Annotated in this window: 13 protein-coding genes and 1 pseudogene; 4 read left to right on the forward strand and 10 right to left on the reverse strand. The window is 69.0% G+C overall.

Annotated features, from left to right (window positions below; genetic code table 11):
• Positions 1–81: 81 nt before the first annotated feature.
• Positions 82–354, reverse strand: coding sequence for a mycoredoxin (locus tag AC5ZH6_RS18180; RefSeq protein WP_006372925.1), 273 nt, complete (start codon positions 352–354; stop codon positions 82–84).
• A gap of 95 nt (positions 355–449) precedes the next feature.
• Between AC5ZH6_RS18180 and AC5ZH6_RS18185 the strand changes: the two genes are divergently transcribed.
• Positions 450–1,025: a DinB family protein gene (locus AC5ZH6_RS18185; RefSeq protein WP_006372926.1), complete on the forward strand. Its 576-nt coding sequence runs from the start codon at positions 450–452 to the stop codon at positions 1,023–1,025.
• A gap of 29 nt (positions 1,026–1,054) precedes the next feature.
• Here the strand turns inward: AC5ZH6_RS18185 and nudC are convergent, their stop codons facing one another.
• From nudC to AC5ZH6_RS18205, 4 genes are read right to left on the reverse strand one after another with little or no spacing between them, the layout of a single operon-like run.
• Entirely contained in the window at positions 1,055–1,981 is a 927-nt protein-coding gene (nudC, locus tag AC5ZH6_RS18190) for an NAD(+) diphosphatase (protein WP_006372927.1), read from the reverse strand.
• Between the two features lies 1 nt (position 1,982).
• Positions 1,983–3,053: a potassium channel family protein gene (locus AC5ZH6_RS18195; protein ID WP_026919963.1), complete on the reverse strand. Its 1,071-nt coding sequence runs from the start codon at positions 3,051–3,053 to the stop codon at positions 1,983–1,985.
• Between the two features lie 53 nt (positions 3,054–3,106).
• The gene (locus tag AC5ZH6_RS18200) at positions 3,107–6,556 is read right to left on the reverse strand and encodes an ATP-dependent helicase (RefSeq protein WP_006372929.1); all 3,450 of its coding nucleotides are present in this window, start codon (positions 6,554–6,556) and stop codon (positions 3,107–3,109) included.
• The gene (locus AC5ZH6_RS18205; RefSeq protein WP_006372930.1) at positions 6,549–10,187 is read right to left on the reverse strand and encodes an ATP-dependent helicase; all 3,639 of its coding nucleotides are present in this window, start codon (positions 10,185–10,187) and stop codon (positions 6,549–6,551) included. Before AC5ZH6_RS18205 ends, AC5ZH6_RS18200 begins: the two co-directional genes overlap by 8 nt.
• A gap of 113 nt (positions 10,188–10,300) precedes the next feature.
• Here AC5ZH6_RS18205 and AC5ZH6_RS18210 point away from each other — a divergent pair, with 113 nt between their 5' ends.
• Both AC5ZH6_RS18210 and AC5ZH6_RS18215 read left to right on the forward strand, forming a co-directional pair.
• Positions 10,301–11,086 carry an alpha/beta fold hydrolase gene (locus AC5ZH6_RS18210; protein WP_006372931.1) on the forward strand — a complete coding sequence of 262 codons (786 nt, stop codon included), beginning with the start codon at positions 10,301–10,303 and terminating at the stop codon, positions 11,084–11,086.
• The gene (locus tag AC5ZH6_RS18215) at positions 11,083–11,391 is read left to right on the forward strand and encodes an MGMT family protein (protein WP_006372932.1); all 309 of its coding nucleotides are present in this window, start codon (positions 11,083–11,085) and stop codon (positions 11,389–11,391) included. Before AC5ZH6_RS18210 ends, AC5ZH6_RS18215 begins: the two co-directional genes overlap by 4 nt.
• A gap of 90 nt (positions 11,392–11,481) precedes the next feature.
• Here the strand turns inward: AC5ZH6_RS18215 and AC5ZH6_RS18220 are convergent, their stop codons facing one another.
• Genes AC5ZH6_RS18220 through AC5ZH6_RS18240 form a run of 5 tightly spaced genes read right to left on the reverse strand, consistent with a single transcriptional unit; the run spans position 11,482 to position 17,948 of the window.
• Complete coding sequence (locus AC5ZH6_RS18220) at positions 11,482–12,225, reverse strand: sirohydrochlorin chelatase (RefSeq protein WP_006372933.1); 744 nt, start codon at positions 12,223–12,225, stop codon at positions 11,482–11,484.
• Positions 12,222–13,394, reverse strand: a complete 1,173-nt coding sequence (locus tag AC5ZH6_RS18225) for a uroporphyrinogen-III synthase (RefSeq protein ID WP_035728894.1) — start codon at positions 13,392–13,394, stop codon at positions 12,222–12,224. Before AC5ZH6_RS18225 ends, AC5ZH6_RS18220 begins: the two co-directional genes overlap by 4 nt.
• Positions 13,391–13,870 (reverse strand): nitrite reductase small subunit NirD, encoded by a 480-nt coding sequence (gene nirD, locus AC5ZH6_RS18230; protein WP_006372935.1) that lies wholly within the window; start codon positions 13,868–13,870, stop codon positions 13,391–13,393. The genes AC5ZH6_RS18225 and nirD overlap by 4 nt, the downstream gene beginning before the upstream one ends.
• On the reverse strand, positions 13,867–16,461 hold the full coding sequence (gene nirB / locus AC5ZH6_RS18235; protein ID WP_006372936.1) for a nitrite reductase large subunit NirB: 2,595 nt from the start codon (positions 16,459–16,461) through the stop codon (positions 13,867–13,869). Before nirB ends, nirD begins: the two co-directional genes overlap by 4 nt.
• Positions 16,458–17,948: a nitrate/nitrite transporter gene (locus AC5ZH6_RS18240; RefSeq protein ID WP_006372937.1), complete on the reverse strand. Its 1,491-nt coding sequence runs from the start codon at positions 17,946–17,948 to the stop codon at positions 16,458–16,460. Before AC5ZH6_RS18240 ends, nirB begins: the two co-directional genes overlap by 4 nt.
• Before the next feature lie 696 nt (positions 17,949–18,644).
• Between AC5ZH6_RS18240 and AC5ZH6_RS18245 the strand changes: the two are divergent.
• Positions 18,645–19,821, forward strand: a pseudogene (locus AC5ZH6_RS18245) (HNH endonuclease).
• The last annotated feature ends 60 nt before the right edge of the window (positions 19,822–19,881 follow it).

The following is a 19,881-nucleotide window of genomic DNA, read 5'->3' on the forward strand; positions in this document are numbered from 1 at the left end:
GAACGTTGCGGCACGCCCTCCACTATGTCAGCCGCCCCCGACACCGTCGTGGGACGCTCCACAGGGACACGGGGCAGGTGCTCAGACGCCCAGTTTGGCCCGCACCTCGGCAATGCTGGGGTTGGTGGCGGTCGACCCGTCGGCGTAGAGCACGGTGGGGACGACGTGATTACCGCCGTTGACACTGCCGACGAACTCGGCGGCCTCGGGGTGGGCCTCGATGTCGATCTCGTTCCACTCGATCCCGGCGCTGCGCAATCCGGTCTTGAGTCGTGCGCAGAAGCCGCACCAGCTGGTGGTGTACATGGTCAGCTGATCGGTCGGGGTTGCGGTTGCCTCACTCATGGCACCCATAACATCATCGGACGGCAGGCTGTTCCGCACGGCGCGCGGTGATGCTCGCCACCGCGCGCCGACGCCTGCCACCGTGCAACGCGACAGGAGTGATGATGGCCGAATCCCCCACCAAGGAGCAGCTCGTCAAATACCTGCAGGAGCTCCGCGATACCGTCCTGTGGAAGCTCGACGGCCTCGACGAGTACGACCTCCGACGCCCGCTGACCCCCACCGGCACCTCACTGCTCGGCATGGTCAAGCACCTCGCCGACGACGAGTTCTCCTACTTCGGTGAAGCCTTCGGCCGGCCGGTGACCGACCTGCCCTGGATCGAGGGCCGCGACTCCGGGGACCAGGCGGACATGTTCGCCCGCGCCGACGAGTCCGTCGCCGACGTCGTCGGCTGGTATCGGAGCTCGTGGGAGCACGCGGCACAGACACTTGCCACCCGAGACCTCGACGCACTCGGGGTGGTGACGTGGTGGACCCATCAGTCGGTGACGCTGGGCCGGATTCTGCTGCACATGGCGGTGGAGACCGCACGTCACGCCGGGCAGATGGACATCCTGCGCGAATCCGTCGACGGCGCCGTGGGTCTCTACGCGGACAACACCAACATCGCGCCCGTCGATCACGCGGCGCACCGTGCGCGCGTCCAGGCCATCGCCGACGGATTCCGGCGCAGCTGACATGGCCATCGCGTGCGCAGCCGGTGCGTTCAGGGCGTCGCGTGCGCCCAGGTCGTGATCAGTGCGTGGGCGATGGAGATCGAACCGGGCAACAGCAACCGCGGGCCGTCGGCGTCGGGTTCGGGATCGTCGCGCTGCCATTCGTCACCGCGGGCAAGTGCCTCGAGCACCTCGTCCCGGTGGAACCACACCGCGTCACCGATCTCGCCGTCGAGGAAGCGCAGCGGCTCGCTCGGATCACCGACCGCGGCGAAGCCGAGCATCAATGATCGCGGGAACGGCCACGGCTGGCTGCCGAGGTACCGCGGATCGGTGACGGTGATCCCGACTTCCTCGTGCACTTCGCGAATCACGCACTGCTCCAACGATTCCCCGGGTTCGACGAAGCCCGCCAACGTGGAATACCAGCGTGCGGGCCACACGGCCTGACGGCCCAGCAGGATCTGGTCGGCGCCATCGTGCACCACGGTGATGATCGCCGGGTCGGTCCGCGGGAACTCATCCTCTCCGGTCTCGACGTGGCGTCGGACCCAGCCACCGCGGGCCGGGCGGGTCGCACCGCCGTCCACCGGCGAGAATTGTGCCCGCGCATGCCAATTCAGGATTCCCAACGCCGTCGCGAGCAGGCCTGCCTCGTCGGCGGAGAGCCGGGCGGCCCCGCGCCGGGCGTCGGCGGTGCGTCCGTCGAGGGTCTCCACGCGCAGCGCCCACAGATCGGTGTCGGTGTGGGCGAGGAAAACCGCGTCCTGCGGCGGGGCGTCGGCGATCTCGACGGCCGGACGCCATCGCAGGGCGCGTTCCTCGGTCACCGGGTAGCGTCCGGCCGGGTCGATCGGGAGAACCCTGGCGGTGGACCATCCCGACACCATCCGCGCCGGATCGTCGCGGATCTCGTCGGCACGGTCGAAGGTGCCGCGGGACAGCAGCGGCGGCTGGTCGAAAACGAAGGCGCCCATGTCAGTCCGCCGGTCCCTTGCGCACGTAGAGCAATCGGTCGCCGGCTTCGATCTGCTCCACCTCGCTGTCGTCGACCCGGTGCAACACCCCGCCACGGACCACACCGAGCACGATGTCGCGGGTGTGCGCCGGGGAGCCTCCGGTCTCGGTCGGGTCGACCTCACGCTCGGCGATCGCGTACCCGGCGTCGGGGGTCAGCAGATCCTCGATCACCTCCACCACCGACGGCGTCATGGTGGCGATGCCGAGCAGCCGGCCCGCGGTCTCCGACGACACCACCACGGAGTTGGCGCCCGACTGGCGCATCAGGTGGGTGTTCTCCGATTCGCGGATGCTCGCGACGATCTTCGCCCGCGGATTGAGTTCGCGGGCGGTCAGCGTGGCGAGTACCGCCGTGTCGTCGCGGTTGGTCGCGACGACGATGCTCGCAGCGTGTGCCACACCGGCGAGCCGCAGGATGTCGGACTTGGTGGCGTCACCGCGCACCGTGACCAGACCATCGGATTCGGCGGCCTCGAGCACCGTCGGGTCGGCGTCGACGACGACGATGTCGGCGGGTTTGATGCCGTCGCCGATCATCGCGTCGACCGCGGTACGACCCTTGGTGCCGTAGCCGATGACCACAGAGTGATTGCGCAAGTTGTTCCTCCAGCGCTGGATCTTGAGGGCTTGACGTGAGCGTTCGGTGAGCACCTCGAGTGTGGTGCCGATGAGCACGATCAGGAACAACACCCGCAACGGGGTGATGATGAGCAGGTTGAGCAATCGCGCCGACGGGGTCAGCGGGGTGATGTCGCCGTAGCCGGTCGTCGACAGCGTCACCGCCGAGTAGTACAGGGCGTCGAGAAACGACAGCGGGTTTTCCTGCACGTCGCGATATCCGTCGCGATCGAGGTAGACCAGCACCGCGGTGAAGAACAGCGCGATCACCGCGAACACCACGCGTTTGCCGATGGCGCGGCCCGGGCTCTGCTGCAGTTCGGGAATGCGAACGACCCCGACCAGGGCGTAGTCGGGGCCCTCGGAGAGATCCTCGCCGCGAAACCGGCGCCGGAATCCGCGCGATCTCATCGCCGGCACGGCGCGCTCGGATGGGTCGCTGCTGTCACAGTGTGGAATCTAGCTCATCGGGCCAGCAAAGCGGCGAGTGCCGCGGCATCGGGCAGGTCTCGGGGCGCGAGGGTGCGCCCGGACCGGACATAATGGAATGCGGCCGAGACCTTCTCCAGTGGCACCCCGGCCAACTGCGCCCACGCGATGCGGTAGGCCGCGAGCTGGATGAACACCGACGACGAGTCGGCGCTCGGCTCGGCTCCGGTCTTCCAGTCCACCACCACCCACGACCCGTCGGGTTCGGCGAAGATCGCGTCGATGCGTCCGCGGATCACCGTGTCGCCGATGACCGTCTCGAAGGGCACCTCGACCTCGCTGGGGCTGCGGGCGGCCCACGGCGAGGCCAGAAATGCCTCGCGCAGCGCGTCGAGGTCGGCGTCGGGGGCGGCACTCTCGTCGGCGGCGCCGGGCAACTCGTCGATGTCGAGCAGCCGGGTCGCGCCGAACCACCGCTCCACCCACGCGTGAAAGGCGGTGCCGCGCCGTGCGATCGGGTTGGGACGAAACGGCGTCGGGCGACGGAGCTTGCGCGCGAACTCGCGCTCGTCGGTGTCGAGGTCGACGAGTTGGCTGACCGACAGATGAGCCGGCAGCGCCACATCCACCTCGGCCTGATTCGTGCGCTCGTGCTCGGCGAGGAGCACCTCCACCTCGGCGCGCCACGCCTCGATCTCGTCGGCCGGCGCGTCGTGGGCCACCGGCGCCTGGGAATCGGGCTCCGGATCGGTGAGCGCCCCGAACAACGCCGGCGCCTCCCGCCGGCGCAGTTCGTCGAGGACGAGATCGGCCGCCGCGGCCACCGCGTCACGGCGCGCACCGAGACGGTCGGTCGGCCACATCCGGGCATCGACCCGCTCGGCCAACGGGTTGGCGGCACCGTCGGGCGGGTCGTCGGCGAGCACGTCGACCGTCAAACCCCGTGCCTCGTCGGCGGATCCGTTCTCCACCGTCTCGGTCACGATGGCCAGCAACTCGTTGAAGAACGGCGATCCACCCCGGGGTTTCTCCCCGGTTTCCGACCAGTGATGCGCCGAGACCAACAGGTCGTGACGGGCTCGGGTGATCGCGACGTAGAGCAACCGCCGGTCCTCGGAGAGCCGGCGTTCGGCGATGGCCTCCTTGTGTTCGGTCAGCGCGTCCTCGAGTTCCTTGCGGTCGCCCACCCGACTCAGATCGAGCACCGGGAACCCCTCGTCGGCGCCGGCCGGCCGGGCCGCCGCGAGCTTCGCGGCCGCGGGTCCCCGGGGTTCCGGCTCGGCGAGATCACCGCGCAGCGGCCCCGGAAGTTCACGCGCACTGCGCATCCAGGTGGTCTCGCCCTTGGACGACGGGAAGATCCCCTGGCACAGATGCGGAATCGCGACCACATCCCACTCGAGTCCCTTCGCGGCATGCACGGTCAGGATCTGCACGCGCTGCTCGGCGACCTCCACCCGCCCGGGCTCGAGCCCCTTCTCGATGGTCTCGGCGGTGTCGAGGAACGCCAGCAGCCCCGCCAGATTCGCGCCGGGCCGCTCGGCGTAGCGGGTGACGTAGTCGGCGAAGGCATCGAGGTGTTCACGCCCGGTGATCGCGCCGCGCATCCGGCGTGCACGGATCTGCGCCTCGACGGCCACCCCGATGGTGTTCTCGACGTCGGCGACCAGCTCGGGCAGCGGCTGACCCATCCTGCGCCGCAACGACTCCAGTTGCGCCCCGAACGCCCGGATACGCGCATAGCCGTCGGGGCTGTAGGCCTCCGGACCGCCGGGATCGACCACGGCGTCGGCGATCCCGGCGCGGTCGACCACCTCGGTGGGTAGCACCGCGTCGAGTGCCTCGTCGAGTTCCTCGCGGGTGGTGACCACCCCGCCGGTGGCGATCTGGCCGGCGGCCAGCTCGGTGGCGCGACGCCACAGCGCCGCCAGGTCGCGCGCGCCGAGCTGCCATCGCGAACCGGTCAGCAGACGCATCGCCGCGGTTCCGGCCATCGGATCTGCCATCAGGCGCAACGTCGCGACCACATCGGTGATCTCCGGTACGTGCAGCAACCCGCCGATGCCGACGACCTCCGCGGGAATGCCGCGCGCCTCCAGCTCGGCCGCGATCGGCGCCGAATCCTCGTTGCGGCGCACCAGGACCGCGACGGTCGGCGGCCCCGAACCGTCGACGTCGTGGTACCGGGCCGCGACCTGGTCGGCGAGCCAGGCGCGTTCGTCGAGCACCGTCTCGGTCAACGCGAACGTCACCGTCCCGGCGTCGGCGCCGGGCCGCGGACGCAGGACACTCACCGGCACACCGCGACGTCGCAGTTCCTCGGACGCCTCGTTCGCCAGGCGCAGCGTCTGCACCGGGTTGCGCCAGCTCGTCAACAGTTCGCGACGGTGCGCGGGCGAACCGTCGGCGCGGGGAAAGTCGGTGGCAAAGCGCGGGAGATTGGCCGCCGACGCACCCCGCCACCCGTAGATCGACTGGATCGGGTCGCCGACGGCGGTGACGGCCACCGGGTCGCTGCCCGCGGACGCCTGCCCACCGAAGAGCGCCGAGAGCAGAACCCGCTGGGAGTGACCGGTGTCCTGATATTCGTCGAGCAGCACCGCGCGAAATGATTGCCGCTGGGCGGCAACAACTTCCGGGTTGCCGGCGACGAGGCGGGCCGCCAGGGACATCTGGCTGCCGAAATCGAGGACGGCCTGCTCGCGCATGGTGCGCATCAACGTCGCCACGAGCGGCAACAGCTCCCGACGCTCGTCGATCACCTGCTGGACGGTACGTAGCGCGGCATTCGGTGCGCCCCGCTGGCGCGGGGCCTTGGGCAGATCGTCGACCATCCGGTAAAGGTCGTCACCCCATGCGGCGAGGGTGTCGAGGTCGACGAGGTGCTCCGACATCTCACCGAACAGCCGCAGGACCGCCTCGGTGACGCTCGCCGGCACCTTGGTGGTGCTCAGTTGCCCGGTCCACGAGGACACGATTCCGAAGGCCATCTGCCACAACTCGGTCTCCGACATCAGCGTCGCGTGCGGCTCGACCGGAAGGAGTAGACCGTAATCGGCGATGAGTCGCCCGGCATACGCGTGGTAGGTGCTGACCTCCGGATCACCGGCCCGCAGGCGTGCGGCGAGCGCCCCGTCGGGGTCCCAACTCAGCAGGGCCGGGGAGCCGGCGAGCATCGACAGCCGCCTGCGGATGCGGGCGCCGAGTTCGCTGGCCGCCTTGCGGGTGAAGGTGAGTCCGAGGATCTCGTCGGGGCCGACGATGCCGTTGGCCACCAACCACACCACGCGGGAGGCCATCGTCTCCGTCTTGCCCGCGCCCGCACCGGCGACCACCAGCATCGGTTCGGTGGGCGCCTCGATCACCTCGACCTGTTCGGGAGTGGGCGGAGGCAACCCGAGGGCGGCGGCCAGCGAGGTCGCCGACACCCGGGGCCGCGTGGGCCGCGCCTCGGTGGTGGTGCTCCCGGTGGTGTCCTCAGTCATCGGTGACCGCCTTGCCACGTAGTTGGGCGGGGCAACTGGTCACCAACGCACAGTGTGCGCAGCCGGGGTTGGGGGTCGCCTCGAAGACCGGACCGATGCCCGAGCGTGCGGCCCGGCGCACCACCGCGCGCCACTCGTCGAGCAATTCCGGTGTGAGCGCGGGCTGTTCGCGTTCGGTGGCGCCGGTCGAACGGTGCGGCGCCGACACGTACACCAGGCGACCGCCGCCGGGCTCGACGTCGGTGCCCGGGAAGTCACGCGCCCCGCCGTGCGCGATGGCGACTTGGTAGGCGGCGAGCTGGGCGTGGTCGAGCGTGTCGGCCTTGGTGATCGCCGACTTGGCGGTCTTGACGTCGACGACGACCGGTCGGCCCTGCGCGTCGCGTTCGAGGCGGTCGACCCGGCCACGGAGTCGTACCGGCAGGTCCGAGCCGTCCTCGGCCGGTGCGACGCCTTGTGCACCGGCGCCGGCGGCATCGGCCTCGGGGGCACCGGTATCCGCGGCCGGTGGGATGACGGCGTCGATGACCTCCTCGACGCCCACCGTGGTGAGATCGTCGCGCGAAAGAGAAAGCCACTCACGGAAATTCGTGAGCATCGCCTCGGCACGCTCGAGTTCGTGCGCCGAGTACCAGGCCGCCCCGGTGTCGACGCGCTCCCAGATCTCACGCAGCGCCGACGTCACCTCGGCGGGTTCGATCTCCCCGGCGACGGCCTGCACCAGCGTGTGCACGAGCGAGCCGGTCAGGGCCGGGGTGCCGTCGCCGTCGCGGCCTCCGGCACGCTCGAGCATCCAGCGCAGCGAACAACGCGACAGTTGGTCGACGTTGGACGGTGAGAGCACCACGGGGCCGGCGTCGGGCGTCCACAGCGGCTCGGCGGAACTCGGCCGCGACAGCCCGAACCAGTCCCGCGGATGCGCTCCGGGAATATCCGAATCGGCAAGTTGCGCAAGCAATTGGGCGGCGGCGCGAGTGCGTTCGTCCGGTTCGTCGGCGGTGGCACCGGCCACCACGACCGCACGCAGCGTCGCCACCAGCGACGGCAGCGACAACACCCGGTCGACACCGGGGTCGATGGGCAACTCGTCCTCGGCGACGGTGTCGAGGACGTCGGGATCGTCGGGCTGCTCGGCGTCGCCGGACTCGCCCGTCCCGCCCCGCCGGGCGTCGATCCGCAGTGCATCGGAGATCTCGCCGATGAACCTCGACGGCGACGACTCCCCTCCTCCGTCCTCGACGGCGGTCACCAGTAGTCGTCGGCGTGCGCGGGTGCACGCGACGAGCAACAGTCGACGTTCGTCGGCGAGCGCACCGGCGCCCCGCGCCACCCGATCGATCGCCGCGGGATCCATCCCGTCGAGAAGGTCCACCAATTCGGCTGTGCCCAAGACACTTCCGCGGCTGCGCAGCGACGGCCACAACCCGTCGAGAACTCCGGCGACGGCGACGACCTCCCATTCGCGGCCGGCGGCGGCGTGCGCGGAGAGCACCGACACCGAGTCGGCCGCGGCGGCCGGGGTGCGGCTGTCGCGTGGGATCTGCAGTTGCGAGAGATAGTGCACGAACGCGGCCGGGCCCGCGGCGGGCAGGGTGTCGGAGAAGTTCGCCGCCGCCTCGAACATCGCCATCATCGCGTCGAGATCCCGATCGGCCTGTTCGCCGCCGGGCCCACCTCGAATCGCCGAGGAGACCCACCGCCGTTCCAGGCCGGTGGCCTGCCAGGACGCCCACAGGGTTTCCTCCACGCCACGTCCGGCGCGATGGGCGGTGGCGCCGGCGGCGATCACGTCGAGCACCCGCGCCAGCGGTGCGCCCTCGTGGTCGGTCAGCGCCGCCAGGTACTCGGCGCCGAGGTCGGGGTCGAGGAGCGCCAGACGCAACGACGACAGCGAATCGCGGCCCGCGCGCTCGCCTCCCGCCTGCTCGTCGCGACGACGCACACCCCGCCGCAGCCGGCGCAGCGCCCCTGGATCGGCCATCCCGACCGGGCCGGTGAACAGTGCCAGCGCGTCGTCGGCGGTGAAATCCTCGGCAGGCGAGTCGTCGGCGTGTGGGTTCCCGACGACGTGCGGATTCTCGACGGTCTCCGCGGTGTGTTCGACCCGCTCGCGGGCGGCCACCGCGCGCAGCACCACCATCAGCGCGGCCACCGATCGCTGACGGTGCAGCGGCAAATCGGAGGTCGGGGTGCTCAGCGGGACGCCGGCCGAACGGAACGCCCGCCGCAGGGCGGGGAGCGCCAGATGCGCCGACCGCACGATGACCGCCATCTGCGACCACGCCACCCCCTCGAAGAGGTGCGCCCGTCGTAGGAGATCGGCCACCGCGGTCGCCTCCTTGGCCGCAGAGCTGTACACCCGTACCGATGCCCCGCCGGGCAGCGCGTCGGAGTCGGGGACCACCGGGAAGCGATGCGGGCGCGCGCCGGGCAACCGTGCGGCGAGTGCACGACCGACCACCGCGATCTGGCGATGATGACGGAAGTCGGTGTCGAGCACGACGTCACGGTCGGTACCGGACGCCGCCAGTGAGTCGGCGAAACGCGGACTGGCGCCACGGAATCCGAAGATCGACTGGTCGGTGTCGGCGGCGATGATCGTCGAATCCGTTCCGGTGCCGATCAGCCGAACCAGGTGGGCGGCTTGTGGATCGAGGTGTTGGGCGTCGTCGACGATCAGGTGCCGGATACGCCGACGTTGCCCGGCGAGGAGGTCGGGGTCGGTGGCGAAGGCCGACAATGCCGAGCCGACGAGTTCGGCGGCGTCGACCGCGGGCGCCGAGGCGCCCGGTGTCTGCGATCCGACCGTGCCGCGCAACAGGACGTTCTGCTCGTACTGCGCGTATGCGTGCGCCGCGGCGACCCACTCGGGACGCCGGTGCCGGGAGCCGAGCTCGGCGAGCTCCTCGGGGCCGACGCCCCGTTCGGCGGCACGCATCATCAGGTCGCGCAGCGCCTGCGCGAATCCATCGGTCCCCAGCGCGGGACGCAGATGGGCGGGCCAGTACCCGGCACCGTCCTCGATGTCGCCGGCCAGCAGCTCGCGCAGCACGACGTCTTGTTCGGAGCCGGTGATCAGCCGCGGCGGCGGGTTGCCGTGCGCCTGCGCCTGCAGTCGCAGGATCGCGAACGCGAACGAATGCACGGTGCGCACCAACGGTTCACGCAGCGCCCCGCCGAGCGCGGGCGCGTCCGAGGACTGCGCCAACACCCGGCGGGTGATCTCCTCCCGCAACGCCACCGCGGCGCGACGGTTCGCGGTGAGCACGAGCACCGACTCCGGGTCGATGCCGGGCCGGGTGAGACGTGCGACGGCCGCATCGACCACCAATGCCGTCTTGCCCGAGCCGGGCCCGCCGTGGACGCGGAAGGGCCGCCACGGGTCGGCGACCGTCCCGTCGGGCGTGTGCGCGTCGATGACCCGCATCACGCTAGGCGGCCACTCCCGGGTGACGATGGGCCCGCCGTCGACCCCAACGAGATGTGCGCGCAACGCGGTGCCGCCCCGGCCGGCCGCGCCGCGCGCCGATCCCGGGCGCGCCTGCTCCGACCGCGACGAACCCCGCTTGGCGGGGGCGGCCCGCTTCGGCGAGCTCGGCGCGGCCGTGGTCGAGGGACGCTTACGGGCCATGCGTCCATGCAAGCACGGCCCACCGACAATCGTTGGTGGGCCCGTCTCCCCCACGATCCGCCCCGGCCCGGGCCGGGGCCGCGCGCTGCGGCGCGTACGGCACAATCGTCGGCGTGACGGCACTTCACCACGTCGAGTTCGGCGATCGGCGCGCCCCGACGGTTCTGGCACTGCACGGCCTCACCGGTCATGGGATGCGTTGGGCTCCGCTGGCTCACGACCATCTCGCCGACCTGCACATCGTCGCACCCGACCTCATCGGCCACGGCCGCTCGCCGTGGCGTCCGCCGTGGGCGATCGAGAACCATGTGCGTGCGCTCTCGGAGTTCATCGACACCGCCATCGATCCGGCGGCGCTGCCGCTGGTGGTCCTCGGGCATTCCTTCGGAGGTGCGCTGGCGATCCATCTGGCCAACCAGCGGCCGGACGCGGTGCGCGGGTTGGTCCTACTCGATCCCGCGCAGGGCCTCGACCCGGAGTTTGCTCTCGAGGTCGCCACCGACAGCCTCGAGAATTGGGACTATCCCGACGCCGACGCGGCCCGCACGGCCAAGCGCTCCGAGGGCTGGGCACGGGTACCCGCGGAGATCCTCGATGCCGAGATCGCCGAGCACCTCACCACCATTGGTCACGGGCGCGTCGGTTGGCGGGTCAGTGCGCCGATGGCCGCCGCGTCGTGGAGCGAGATGAGCCGTCCGCCAACGCTTCCGCCGCGAGGGGTGCCCACCCATGTCGTCGTCGCCGATCGCGTCGACCCGCCGTTTGTGCGGCCGGCGTTTCTCGAGGCCTGTGCGAGCGAACGCGGCGATCAGGTGCAGGTTCACCGCGCCGACTGCGAGCACATGGTGCCCTTCCTCGAACCCGGGTTGACCGCCCGGTTGGTGCGTTCGCTGCTGTGAGTGCGGTCACCGAGGATGACGTCGAGCGGGTGCGAGCCCTGGTCGCCGCGATCCCGTCCGGCCGGGTCAGTACCTACGGCGATCTTGCCGCCGCGGCCGGATTGAGTTCCCCGCGGATCGTCGGGTGGATCATGCGCACCGATTCCGCGGACCTGCCGTGGCATCGGGTCATCTCGGCGAGCGGCAAACCCGCACCACACCTCGCCCACCGGCAGCTCGACCGACTCCGCGACGAAGGGGCGCCGATCCGCGACGGAAAGGTGCTGATGCGCGAATGTCGTTGGGAGATCGACGTACTCGACTGAGCACTGTCGGCGCTGAGAAGAGCGCTGTCGGCGAAGTACAGAGCGCTGTCGGCAGGGTGATGGGCGCTGTCGGCGGGGTGGCGGGCGCGGTCAGCGCAGCAGGACCGCGTCGGTGCGGTACGGACTGACCGCGGCACGCATCCGGGTGACGATGAGTTCGACGATCGCCGGGTCGGCGCCGAGCGGCTCGGCCACCAGGTCGGCACCCACGGTGTGCAGGCGCTCGTGAAAGAGGCCGGGGGCCAACAGGTATGCGGCGATGACGACGCGGCGACCGGAGGTTCGAGCGGCGGCGACCGCGTCGGCAACGGTCGGTGCGGCGGTGGTGAGAAAGCCGACCTCGATGTGCCCGCCGATCAGCCCCTCGAGCTGACGCGCGGCGAGATGCACCTGGGCACAGGCGGAGTCGTCGGACGAGCCGGCGGCGGCGAGCACCACGGCGTCACCGGGGCGCCACCCGGATTCGATCAACCGCCGCCGCAGGACCGCGGCGATCCTCGGATCGGGGCCCAGGGCGCGGGTCACGATGGCATCACCGACCCCGGATCTCCGGACATGGTCCGGGATATCCTGGCGCACATGGTATCCCGAAGCCAAGAACGCGGGCACCAGGACCGCGGGGCGATCCAGCCCGCCGAGCACCTCGCTCGGGGTAGGGCCGAGGACGTCGACGAAGGCGGTGCGCGTCGGACCGACCGTCGCAGCGACCTTTTCGGCGATCTCGGCAACCACCGCGACGCCGCGGGGGTTGCGGGTCCCGTGCGCGACGAGTACCGGGCGGACCCCGCCCAGCCGGTCACCCACGGCAGACCGAATGTCGTTGCGGATCATCATGACTCGTCCTCGGCTTCGTCGTACTCGAGATCGACGGCAAGGCGGTATCCGCGCTTGACCACCGTCTGGATCATCTTCGGGTCGCCGAGCGCCGCCCGCAGACGCGCAACGGCCACCTCGACCGCGTGGGTGTCGGCGCTGTCGCCGGGCAGTCCGCGCAGCAACTCCTGGCGACCCACCACCCGCCCCGGCACCTGCGCGAGCATCTTGAGCAACAGATGTCCGGTGGCCGACAACTCACGCATCTGCCCGTCGACGACCACCGCCTGACCCCGAATCGCGGTGTCGTGTCCGGCAACCCGCAGGGTATGGCTGCGTCGGGGCAACTCGTCGGTGATCAGCCGGGCCAGCGCACCGAGCCGGAAGCGGCGCGGATAGACGGTCGGGATCTGCAACGCCTCCAGCGGCCCCGCGGTCACCGAGCCCACACAGAACACCGGTACCGCGGTCCGCAGTCCGTGCAGGAACGGCTGCAGTTTGCCGAGTTCCTTGGCGCGGGTGAGTATCGACGCCGCCGCGGGTGCGCTGGTGAAGGTGAGCGCGTCGAGGTCGGCACGCACGACCGACGCGATCATCGCGTCGATCCGCCCGACGTCGGGATGCATGTTCCAGCGGTACACGGGGACGGCCAGGACGTCGGCGCCCGCGGCGCGGAGCACCGCGCAGAAGTCGGGCAGCGGCTCCCATTCGCTGGTGGCACCGTGCAATTGCACCGCAATCCGCTTGCCCTCCACCCCTTCGTCGAGCAGACGGTCGAGAACCTCCGAGGAGGACTCGCTCTCCGGCGACCACTCCTCGCGAAGTCCGGCCGCACGGATCGCACCCTTGGCCTTGGGACCGCGGGCGATCAGCCGGCTCTCGCCGAGCGCGACGAGGAGTTGCTCGGCGTCCCCCCAGCCGTCGGCGGCCTCGACCCAGCCCCGGAAACCGATCCCGGTGGTGGCAACCATCAGGTCCGGCGGATCGGCGATGATCCGTTCGGTGACCTGTTCGAGCTCGGTGTCGTCGACGAGCGGCAGGATGCGAATGGTCGGGGCCATGACGACGTCGGCGCCGCGACGCACGAGGAGCGCCGCGAACTCGTCGGCCCGGCGCGCGGCGGTGATCCCGACGGTGAAACCGGTCAACGGCAGATCGTCGGAACTCGAGGGTGTCGCTCCAGGACTCATCGGGGCCCGTCGGCAACAACACGATGATCGGCGGCGCCGAACCAGATTTCGACGATGCCGTCGACCACGCGGGTCGCCAGCGAGGGCACCGACACAGACTCGTCGTCGAGGCACACCCCGGTGCGCAGCGAGAAGACCTGCTTGCCCAGCGGACTGGCGACCGTGAGCTCACCGCCGTGATCGCCGGTCAGCCCGCGCGAGAGCACCGCGGCACGCCCGAACGGGTCGATGTTGCCGATGGCGTAGATCCGCGAGCGCCCCACCGCCTCACGGTCGGTCTCGGCGGCGGGAATCCGGAAGAGCGCCGCCTGACGGCCCTCCGGGCCGAGGACTGCGACTCCGCGTCCCTCGACGAGCCGATCGAAGGGGCAGGCGCGCACCCACTGCCCTGCGCCGATCTGCCCTGCGCCGATCTGCCCTGCGCCGATCTGCCCTGGGCCAATCTGCCCTGCGCCGGTCGCCGTGTCGGCGGTCATGTGGCCACTCCTTCGCGTTCGGTCGTACGGTCGGTGTTCGGCTGCTGCGCCCGGAACCGGGGCATGTCCAGCAGCACCGGGACCTTGCGGTCGCCTTCAACCGCTCCGTCGGTGAACCGGATGGTCGGGTCGGGCACGTCCGGCGCGTTGACGAACGACACGAACCGCGACAACTTTTCCTCGTCGGCGAGCACCTCGGCCCACTCGTCACGGTATCCGGCGACGTGACGGTCCATCGCGGCCTCCAGTTCTGCCGCCAGGCCGAGACTGTCCTCGCACACCACGGCTCGCAGGTGATCGAGACCTCCGTCGAGCGATTCCAGCCACGGGGCGGTGCGCTGAAGCCGATCGGCGGTGCGGATGTAGAACATCAGGTACCGATCAATGTAGGCGACGAGTGTCGCGTCATCCACTCCGCGGGCCAGCAGTTGGGCGTGCTTCGGGCTCTGTCCACCATTGCCCGCCACGTAGAGATTCCAGCCGTTCTCGGTGGCGATCACCCCGACGTCCTTGCCGCGCGCCTCGGCGCATTCGCGTGCGCACCCCGAGACACCGAACTTCAGCTTGTGCGGCGATCGCAGACCGCGGTAGCGCTTCTCGAGGAACACCGCCATCCCGACCGAATCCTGCACACCGTATCGGCACCAGGATTGACCCACACAGCTCTTCACCGTGCGCAGACTCTTGCCGTAGGCGTGTCCCGATTCCATTCCGGCGTCGACGAGGCGCCGCCAGATCTGCGGCAACTGTTCGACGCGGGCGCCGAACATGTCGATCCGCTGGCCACCGGTGATCTTGGTGTACAGGTCGAAGTCGCGGGCGATCTCGCCGATGACGATCAGTTGTTCGGCGGTCACCTCCCCGCCGGGCATCCGGGGCACGACCGAATAGCTGCCGTTCTTCTGCAGGTTCGCCAGAAAGTGGTCGTTGGTGTCCTGCAGCGCGGCCTGTTCGCCGTCGAGGATGTGATCACTCGAGGTCGAGGCGAGAATGGAGGCGACCGTCGGTTTGCACACCTCGCAGCCGGAGCCGGCCCCGTACCGGGCGATCAGCTCGGAGAACGTCCGGATACCGGTCACCGCAACGACTTCGAACAACTCCGACCGCGACTGGGTGAAGTGTTCACAGAGCGCCTTGCTCATCTCGACGCCGGAGGCGGCCAGCAGCGAGGCGATACTCGGTACGCAACCTCCGCAGGTGGTGCCCGCAGAGGTGCACGCCTTGACCGCGGCGATGTCGCAGGCGCCCTCGGTGATGGCCGAACAGATCGCACCCTTGGACACCCCGTTGCACGAGCAGATCTCCGCGTCGTCGGGTAATGCGTCGAGACCCATGCCGGATTCCCCGGCCGCAGGGGCGATCAGAGCGGCCGGATCTCCCGGGATCTCGCGCCCCACCATGGGTTTGAGCGTGGCATAGGCCGATGCGTCCCCGACCAGGATGCCGCCGAGCAGGGTCCGTGCGTCGTCGGAGAGCACGATCTTCGCGTAGCGGCCGGCGAGCGGATCGGAATAGACGATCTCCAGCGCGTTGTCCGTCTCCCCCATGGCGTCACCGAAGCTCGCGACGTCGACGCCGAGCAACTTCAACTTGGTCGACATGTCGGCACCGGCGAATGTCGCACTGCCACCGAGGAGTTGGTCGGCGACGACGTCGGCGGTGCTGTATCCGGGGGCGACCAGGCCGTAGCATCGCCCGTCGACCGCGGCGACCTCGCCGACGGCATAGATGTCCGGGTCGGCGGTTCGGCACGCCGAGTCCACCAGCACGCCGCCACGCTCCCCGACGGGAAGACCCGCCTCCCGGGCCACCGCGTCGCGGGGGCGCACACCGGCGGAGAACACGACGAGGGCGGCGTCGATCGTCGCCCCGTCGCTCAGTGTCACCGTCAGCGATTCCCCTTCCGGTCCGTCGGCGATCGATGACGTGCCCACTCCGGTGTGCACGTACAACCCCAGGTCGGAAACCAGGTTCTGCAACACCGCCGCACCCCCGGCGTCGACCTGCATCGGCATGAGCCTCGGCGCGAACTCGACCACGTGCGGTGTCATCCCCAGCAGCCGAAGGGCATTGGCGGCTTCCAGGCCGAGCAACCCACCGCCCACCACCACACCGGCGGCGCCGGGCGTCGAACCCTCGGCGACGCGACGGATGCCATCGAGATCGTCAAGGGTGCGGTAGACGAAACACCGGTCGTGGTCGTGACCGGCAACCGGCGGCACGAAGGGGTACGAGCCGGTCGCGAACACCAGTGCGTCATAACCGATCTCGGACCCTCGATCGGTGATCACCCGTTTCCCGTCCCGGTCGATCGCGGTGACCGTCTCCCCCAGACGTAGCCGCACCGCGTCGTCACCCGCATAGTCGTTGCCGTGCAACGCCAGCGATGACCGGTCCCACGCGCCGACGTAGGATGACAATCCCACACGGTCGTATGCGGCGTGCGTCTCCTCGGCGATCACCACCACGCGCCAGATCCCGGCTTGATCCCGCTCACGCAGCGACTGCACGAACCGATGCCCGACCATGCCGTGGCCGATCACCACGACGGTCCTCGAGAGCGGGCGGGAATCCCTACGGGAGTGGGTCATCGGGCATCCACCGCCGGGGTGGCCGGGGTGGCCTGGGCGACGGGAGTGGCGGGTGCGGTATCGGCGACCTCGATGTCACCGGTGTGACGGAAGTGCGGGTCGAGGACCACCTCGCGCCGGGCGTAGAACCACCAGGTGATCACCCCGGCGATCACATAGAAGGCCATGAACACCCAAAATGCCACCGTCGCCGAATGATTTGCCTTGTAGCTGCTGCGAAGAACGAGGTTGATCGCGACACCACCGAGCGCTCCGACCGCCCCGGCGATTCCGATGAGAGCGCCCGACATCGACCGCGACCACAGCACCGCGGCACCTCCGCTGATCCCCGGTAGGTTCCGCGACTTGTGTTCGAAGATGGTCGGAATGATCTTGTAGACCGAGCCGTTGGCAATGCCCGAGATCGCGAACAACAAGATGAACCCGATGATGAATCCGGCCAGTTGGGTGGATTCGATCCGGTGGCCGGGGTGTGAATCGGCGACGGTTCCGGAGACGACCAGGATCACCGAGGAAGCGACCATCGCGACGAAGGACCACAGGGTCACCCGCCCACCACCGAACCGGTCGGCGAACTTGCCACCCAGCGGACGGAACAACGAGCCGAGCAGCGGACCTATCCACGCGATCTGCGCGGCGGAAAGCGATGCGGCCGAGGCAGACTGACCCGACGACTGAAAACTGAGGCTGAGTACCTGGCTGAAGGCGAACGAGAAGCCGATGAACGACCCGAAGGTACCGATGTAGAGCACCGAGATCAGCCAACTGTCGTAGTGCTTGAGGCAATCGATCATCGCCCGACCGCTGGCGGTCTGGTGATCGAGGTTGTCCATGAAGACCGCCGCACCGATTCCCGCGACGGCGAGCGCGACAAGGTAGATCGCACAAAGGATCTCGGGTTTGTCGCTGGCCAGCCAGATGACCAGCAGACCGATCAGCTGGACCACAGGGACCCCGATGTTGCCGCCGCCGGCGTTGAGTCCCAACGCCCAGCCCTTGAGTCGCTGCGGATAGAACGCGTTGATGTTGGTCATCGACGAGGCGAAGTTGCCGCCACCGAAGCCCGTGAGCGCGGCCACCGCGAGGAACCAGCCGAAACCGAACTCTCCTGGGTTCATCATCAGCATCATCGTCAGACCGGTCGGGATCAGCAGGACCACGGCGGAGAAGATCGCCCAGTTGCGACCGCCGAAGCGCGCGGTGGCCTGGGTGTAGGGCACCCGCAGGCACGCGCCGACGAAGGTCGCCGTCGCCGCGATCACGAACTTCTGGTCGGCGTTGATGCCGTACTGGGGGCCCATGAACAGCGCCATCACGGAGAACAGCGACCAGATCGAGAAGCCGATGTGCTCGCAGATCACCGACCACAGCAGGTTGCGTCGGGCGATCGCGGCATTGCCGGTGTCCCAGGCGTGCCGGTCCTCCGGATCCCAGTCGGTGATCGTGTGGTCTCTGCGGAGGTCGTGCAGAAGCGTCGAGAATGCCATGTGGGTTCCCATCGGTCTCGGGTGGGCTGATGCCGTGACCACCGACGACGGCGTCGGTCGTTGGAACCAAAACTACGAATCGAGTGTTGCGCCGATTGTCGGCGCAGTGACCGCGACATCACGTTGTTCTCACATTGGCGAGCGGAGCCTGTGAGACCGGGCCAACTCAGTCGCTGCTGGATCCCGAATCGCTTGATCCCGAAACACTTCGGGTGGCCCAACCAGGATAGCTGGAGAACTCACCGTCGGGGTGTGGCCGGTCGCGTCGGACCTTGATGATCACGACGAGGATGATGAGGCCGAGCGCGAGCGGATCTGTGCGTGAGATCCTTCCGCCGAGGTGTGTGTCTTCGGGTCACGGACTGTCGAGTAACCGCCGTACCCGCTGGCCGAGCTCCCGTTCCCCCAATCGTCGAGCAGCCCTCCCCGCCGGCCTCCCGATGGTCGAGGTGCGAGCCGCGTGCGGCGAGCCTCGAGACCCGACGAGACATAAAGCCTCCCAACCACATCCACCCACCACAGCAAAAGACGCACCCCTACCACACCCCACCGACGGAAAATCTTCGCCAGCCCACCACCGAAACCCGTTGTCCACAAGCATCTTCCCTTCCACAGGACTGTCGAACACCCTTGCCATACTCCATATGTTCGAGTAGGATGGAGTCATCACACCGATCAGCCACTGGGGAGGGGCCCATGATCGACACCACCGAAGCTCTTGACGCCGAAGCGGTTTTCGCCGGGATTGTCAGCCAACTCAGCGACCTGCAATGGAATCCGGAGATGACCGGCCCACAGGCTTTCGGCGCGATGAAACAAGTCCTGTTGCTGCGGAACCTGGTTGATCACCACGCCACATCGCTCACCGGTGAGATGGATCGCCTGGGCGTGGCCGATCACAAGACCACCCGACTTCGGGAGTTGTTGATCAGCATGGGCTCCTCCGAACACACCGACGCCATTTTCCGCGGATTGACCCACATTGACACCCGCTCCCCCGAACCCCGCGACACCGTGCAACGCTGTGAATACCTCCGGAAACTCTTGTCGCACTACTTCGCCGGATTCACCCCCGCCGAGATCAACCTCTACTCACAGCAGCTGGGGAACGAGCTGGCGGCCGAAACACCGGGCGGGTCACCGGCCGCCGAAGACAAGACGATCAACAGCTACACCGACCACATCACCGACGACGGACGACTGGAGATCTCGGCGAACCTCGACATCATCGCCGGGGAGAAGACCAGAACTTTGATGGAAGCGCTGTCGGCGCCAACACCCCAACCCGACCGCTCCCCGAACGCCCGAGCAGATCCGCGCCGCTGCGTTCGAAACCATCGTGGAGTTGGCGGCACAAGGCTTGGCCGACACCACCTTCTCGGCCAAACCCACCAACGGCCTGTTGTGGACCTGGTCGGCGGACAACCCGGCACTCGGGGGGAACTTGCAGAACATGGGCGCCATCACCGAAGCCACCGCCAAACTGTTGTCGTGTGACACCACGATCACCAAGATCATGCTCGATCCCAACGGTGTACCGCTCAGTGTTGGCGAGGCGAAACGCTTCTTCACACCCGGCCAACGCAAAGCACTACTCGTCCGGGATCGCGGATGCATCAAATGCGGAGCCCACGCCGGACGCTGCCAAGGACACCACCTCGAGCATTGGAGCAAGGGTGGGCCCACCGACCTCGACAACGGCTGCCTCCTCTGCACCAGCTGCCATGATGATGTGCACCACCACGGATGGGACATCATCATGGGCTTCGACCGACACCCCTGGTTGATCCCACCCGCCAGCATCGACCCGCAACGACAACCAGTGCCGTCGTATCACCGCCGCACCATGCGACTCGACGACGCAGCAGCCTGACCTACCCTGCCCCACTACCTGATTCCCCCGCACCCGGCCCCGCCGGGACCGCATCTGTTG

The sequence above is a fragment of the Gordonia sp. YC-XJ4 genome (genome assembly GCF_059511865.1).

Coding starts and splice junctions, on each gene's coding strand:
- AC5ZH6_RS18180 (WP_006372925.1), bottom strand. CDS start 354: ATGGGTGCCATGAGTGAGGCAACCGCAACCCCGACCGATCAGCTGACC.
- AC5ZH6_RS18185 (WP_006372926.1), top strand. CDS start 450: ATGGCCGAATCCCCCACCAAGGAGCAGCTCGTCAAATACCTGCAGGAG.
- nudC (WP_006372927.1), bottom strand. CDS start 1,981: ATGGGCGCCTTCGTTTTCGACCAGCCGCCGCTGCTGTCCCGCGGCACC.
- AC5ZH6_RS18195 (WP_026919963.1), bottom strand. CDS start 3,053: ATGAGATCGCGCGGATTCCGGCGCCGGTTTCGCGGCGAGGATCTCTCC.
- AC5ZH6_RS18200 (WP_006372929.1), bottom strand. CDS start 6,556: ATGACTGAGGACACCACCGGGAGCACCACCACCGAGGCGCGGCCCACG.
- AC5ZH6_RS18205 (WP_006372930.1), bottom strand. CDS start 10,187: ATGGCCCGTAAGCGTCCCTCGACCACGGCCGCGCCGAGCTCGCCGAAG.
- AC5ZH6_RS18220 (WP_006372933.1), bottom strand. CDS start 12,225: ATGATGATCCGCAACGACATTCGGTCTGCCGTGGGTGACCGGCTGGGC.
- AC5ZH6_RS18225 (WP_035728894.1), bottom strand. CDS start 13,394: ATGAGTCCTGGAGCGACACCCTCGAGTTCCGACGATCTGCCGTTGACC.
- nirD (WP_006372935.1), bottom strand. CDS start 13,870: ATGACCGCCGACACGGCGACCGGCGCAGGGCAGATTGGCCCAGGGCAG.
- nirB (WP_006372936.1), bottom strand. CDS start 16,461: ATGACCCACTCCCGTAGGGATTCCCGCCCGCTCTCGAGGACCGTCGTG.
- AC5ZH6_RS18240 (WP_006372937.1), bottom strand. CDS start 17,948: ATGGCATTCTCGACGCTTCTGCACGACCTCCGCAGAGACCACACGATC.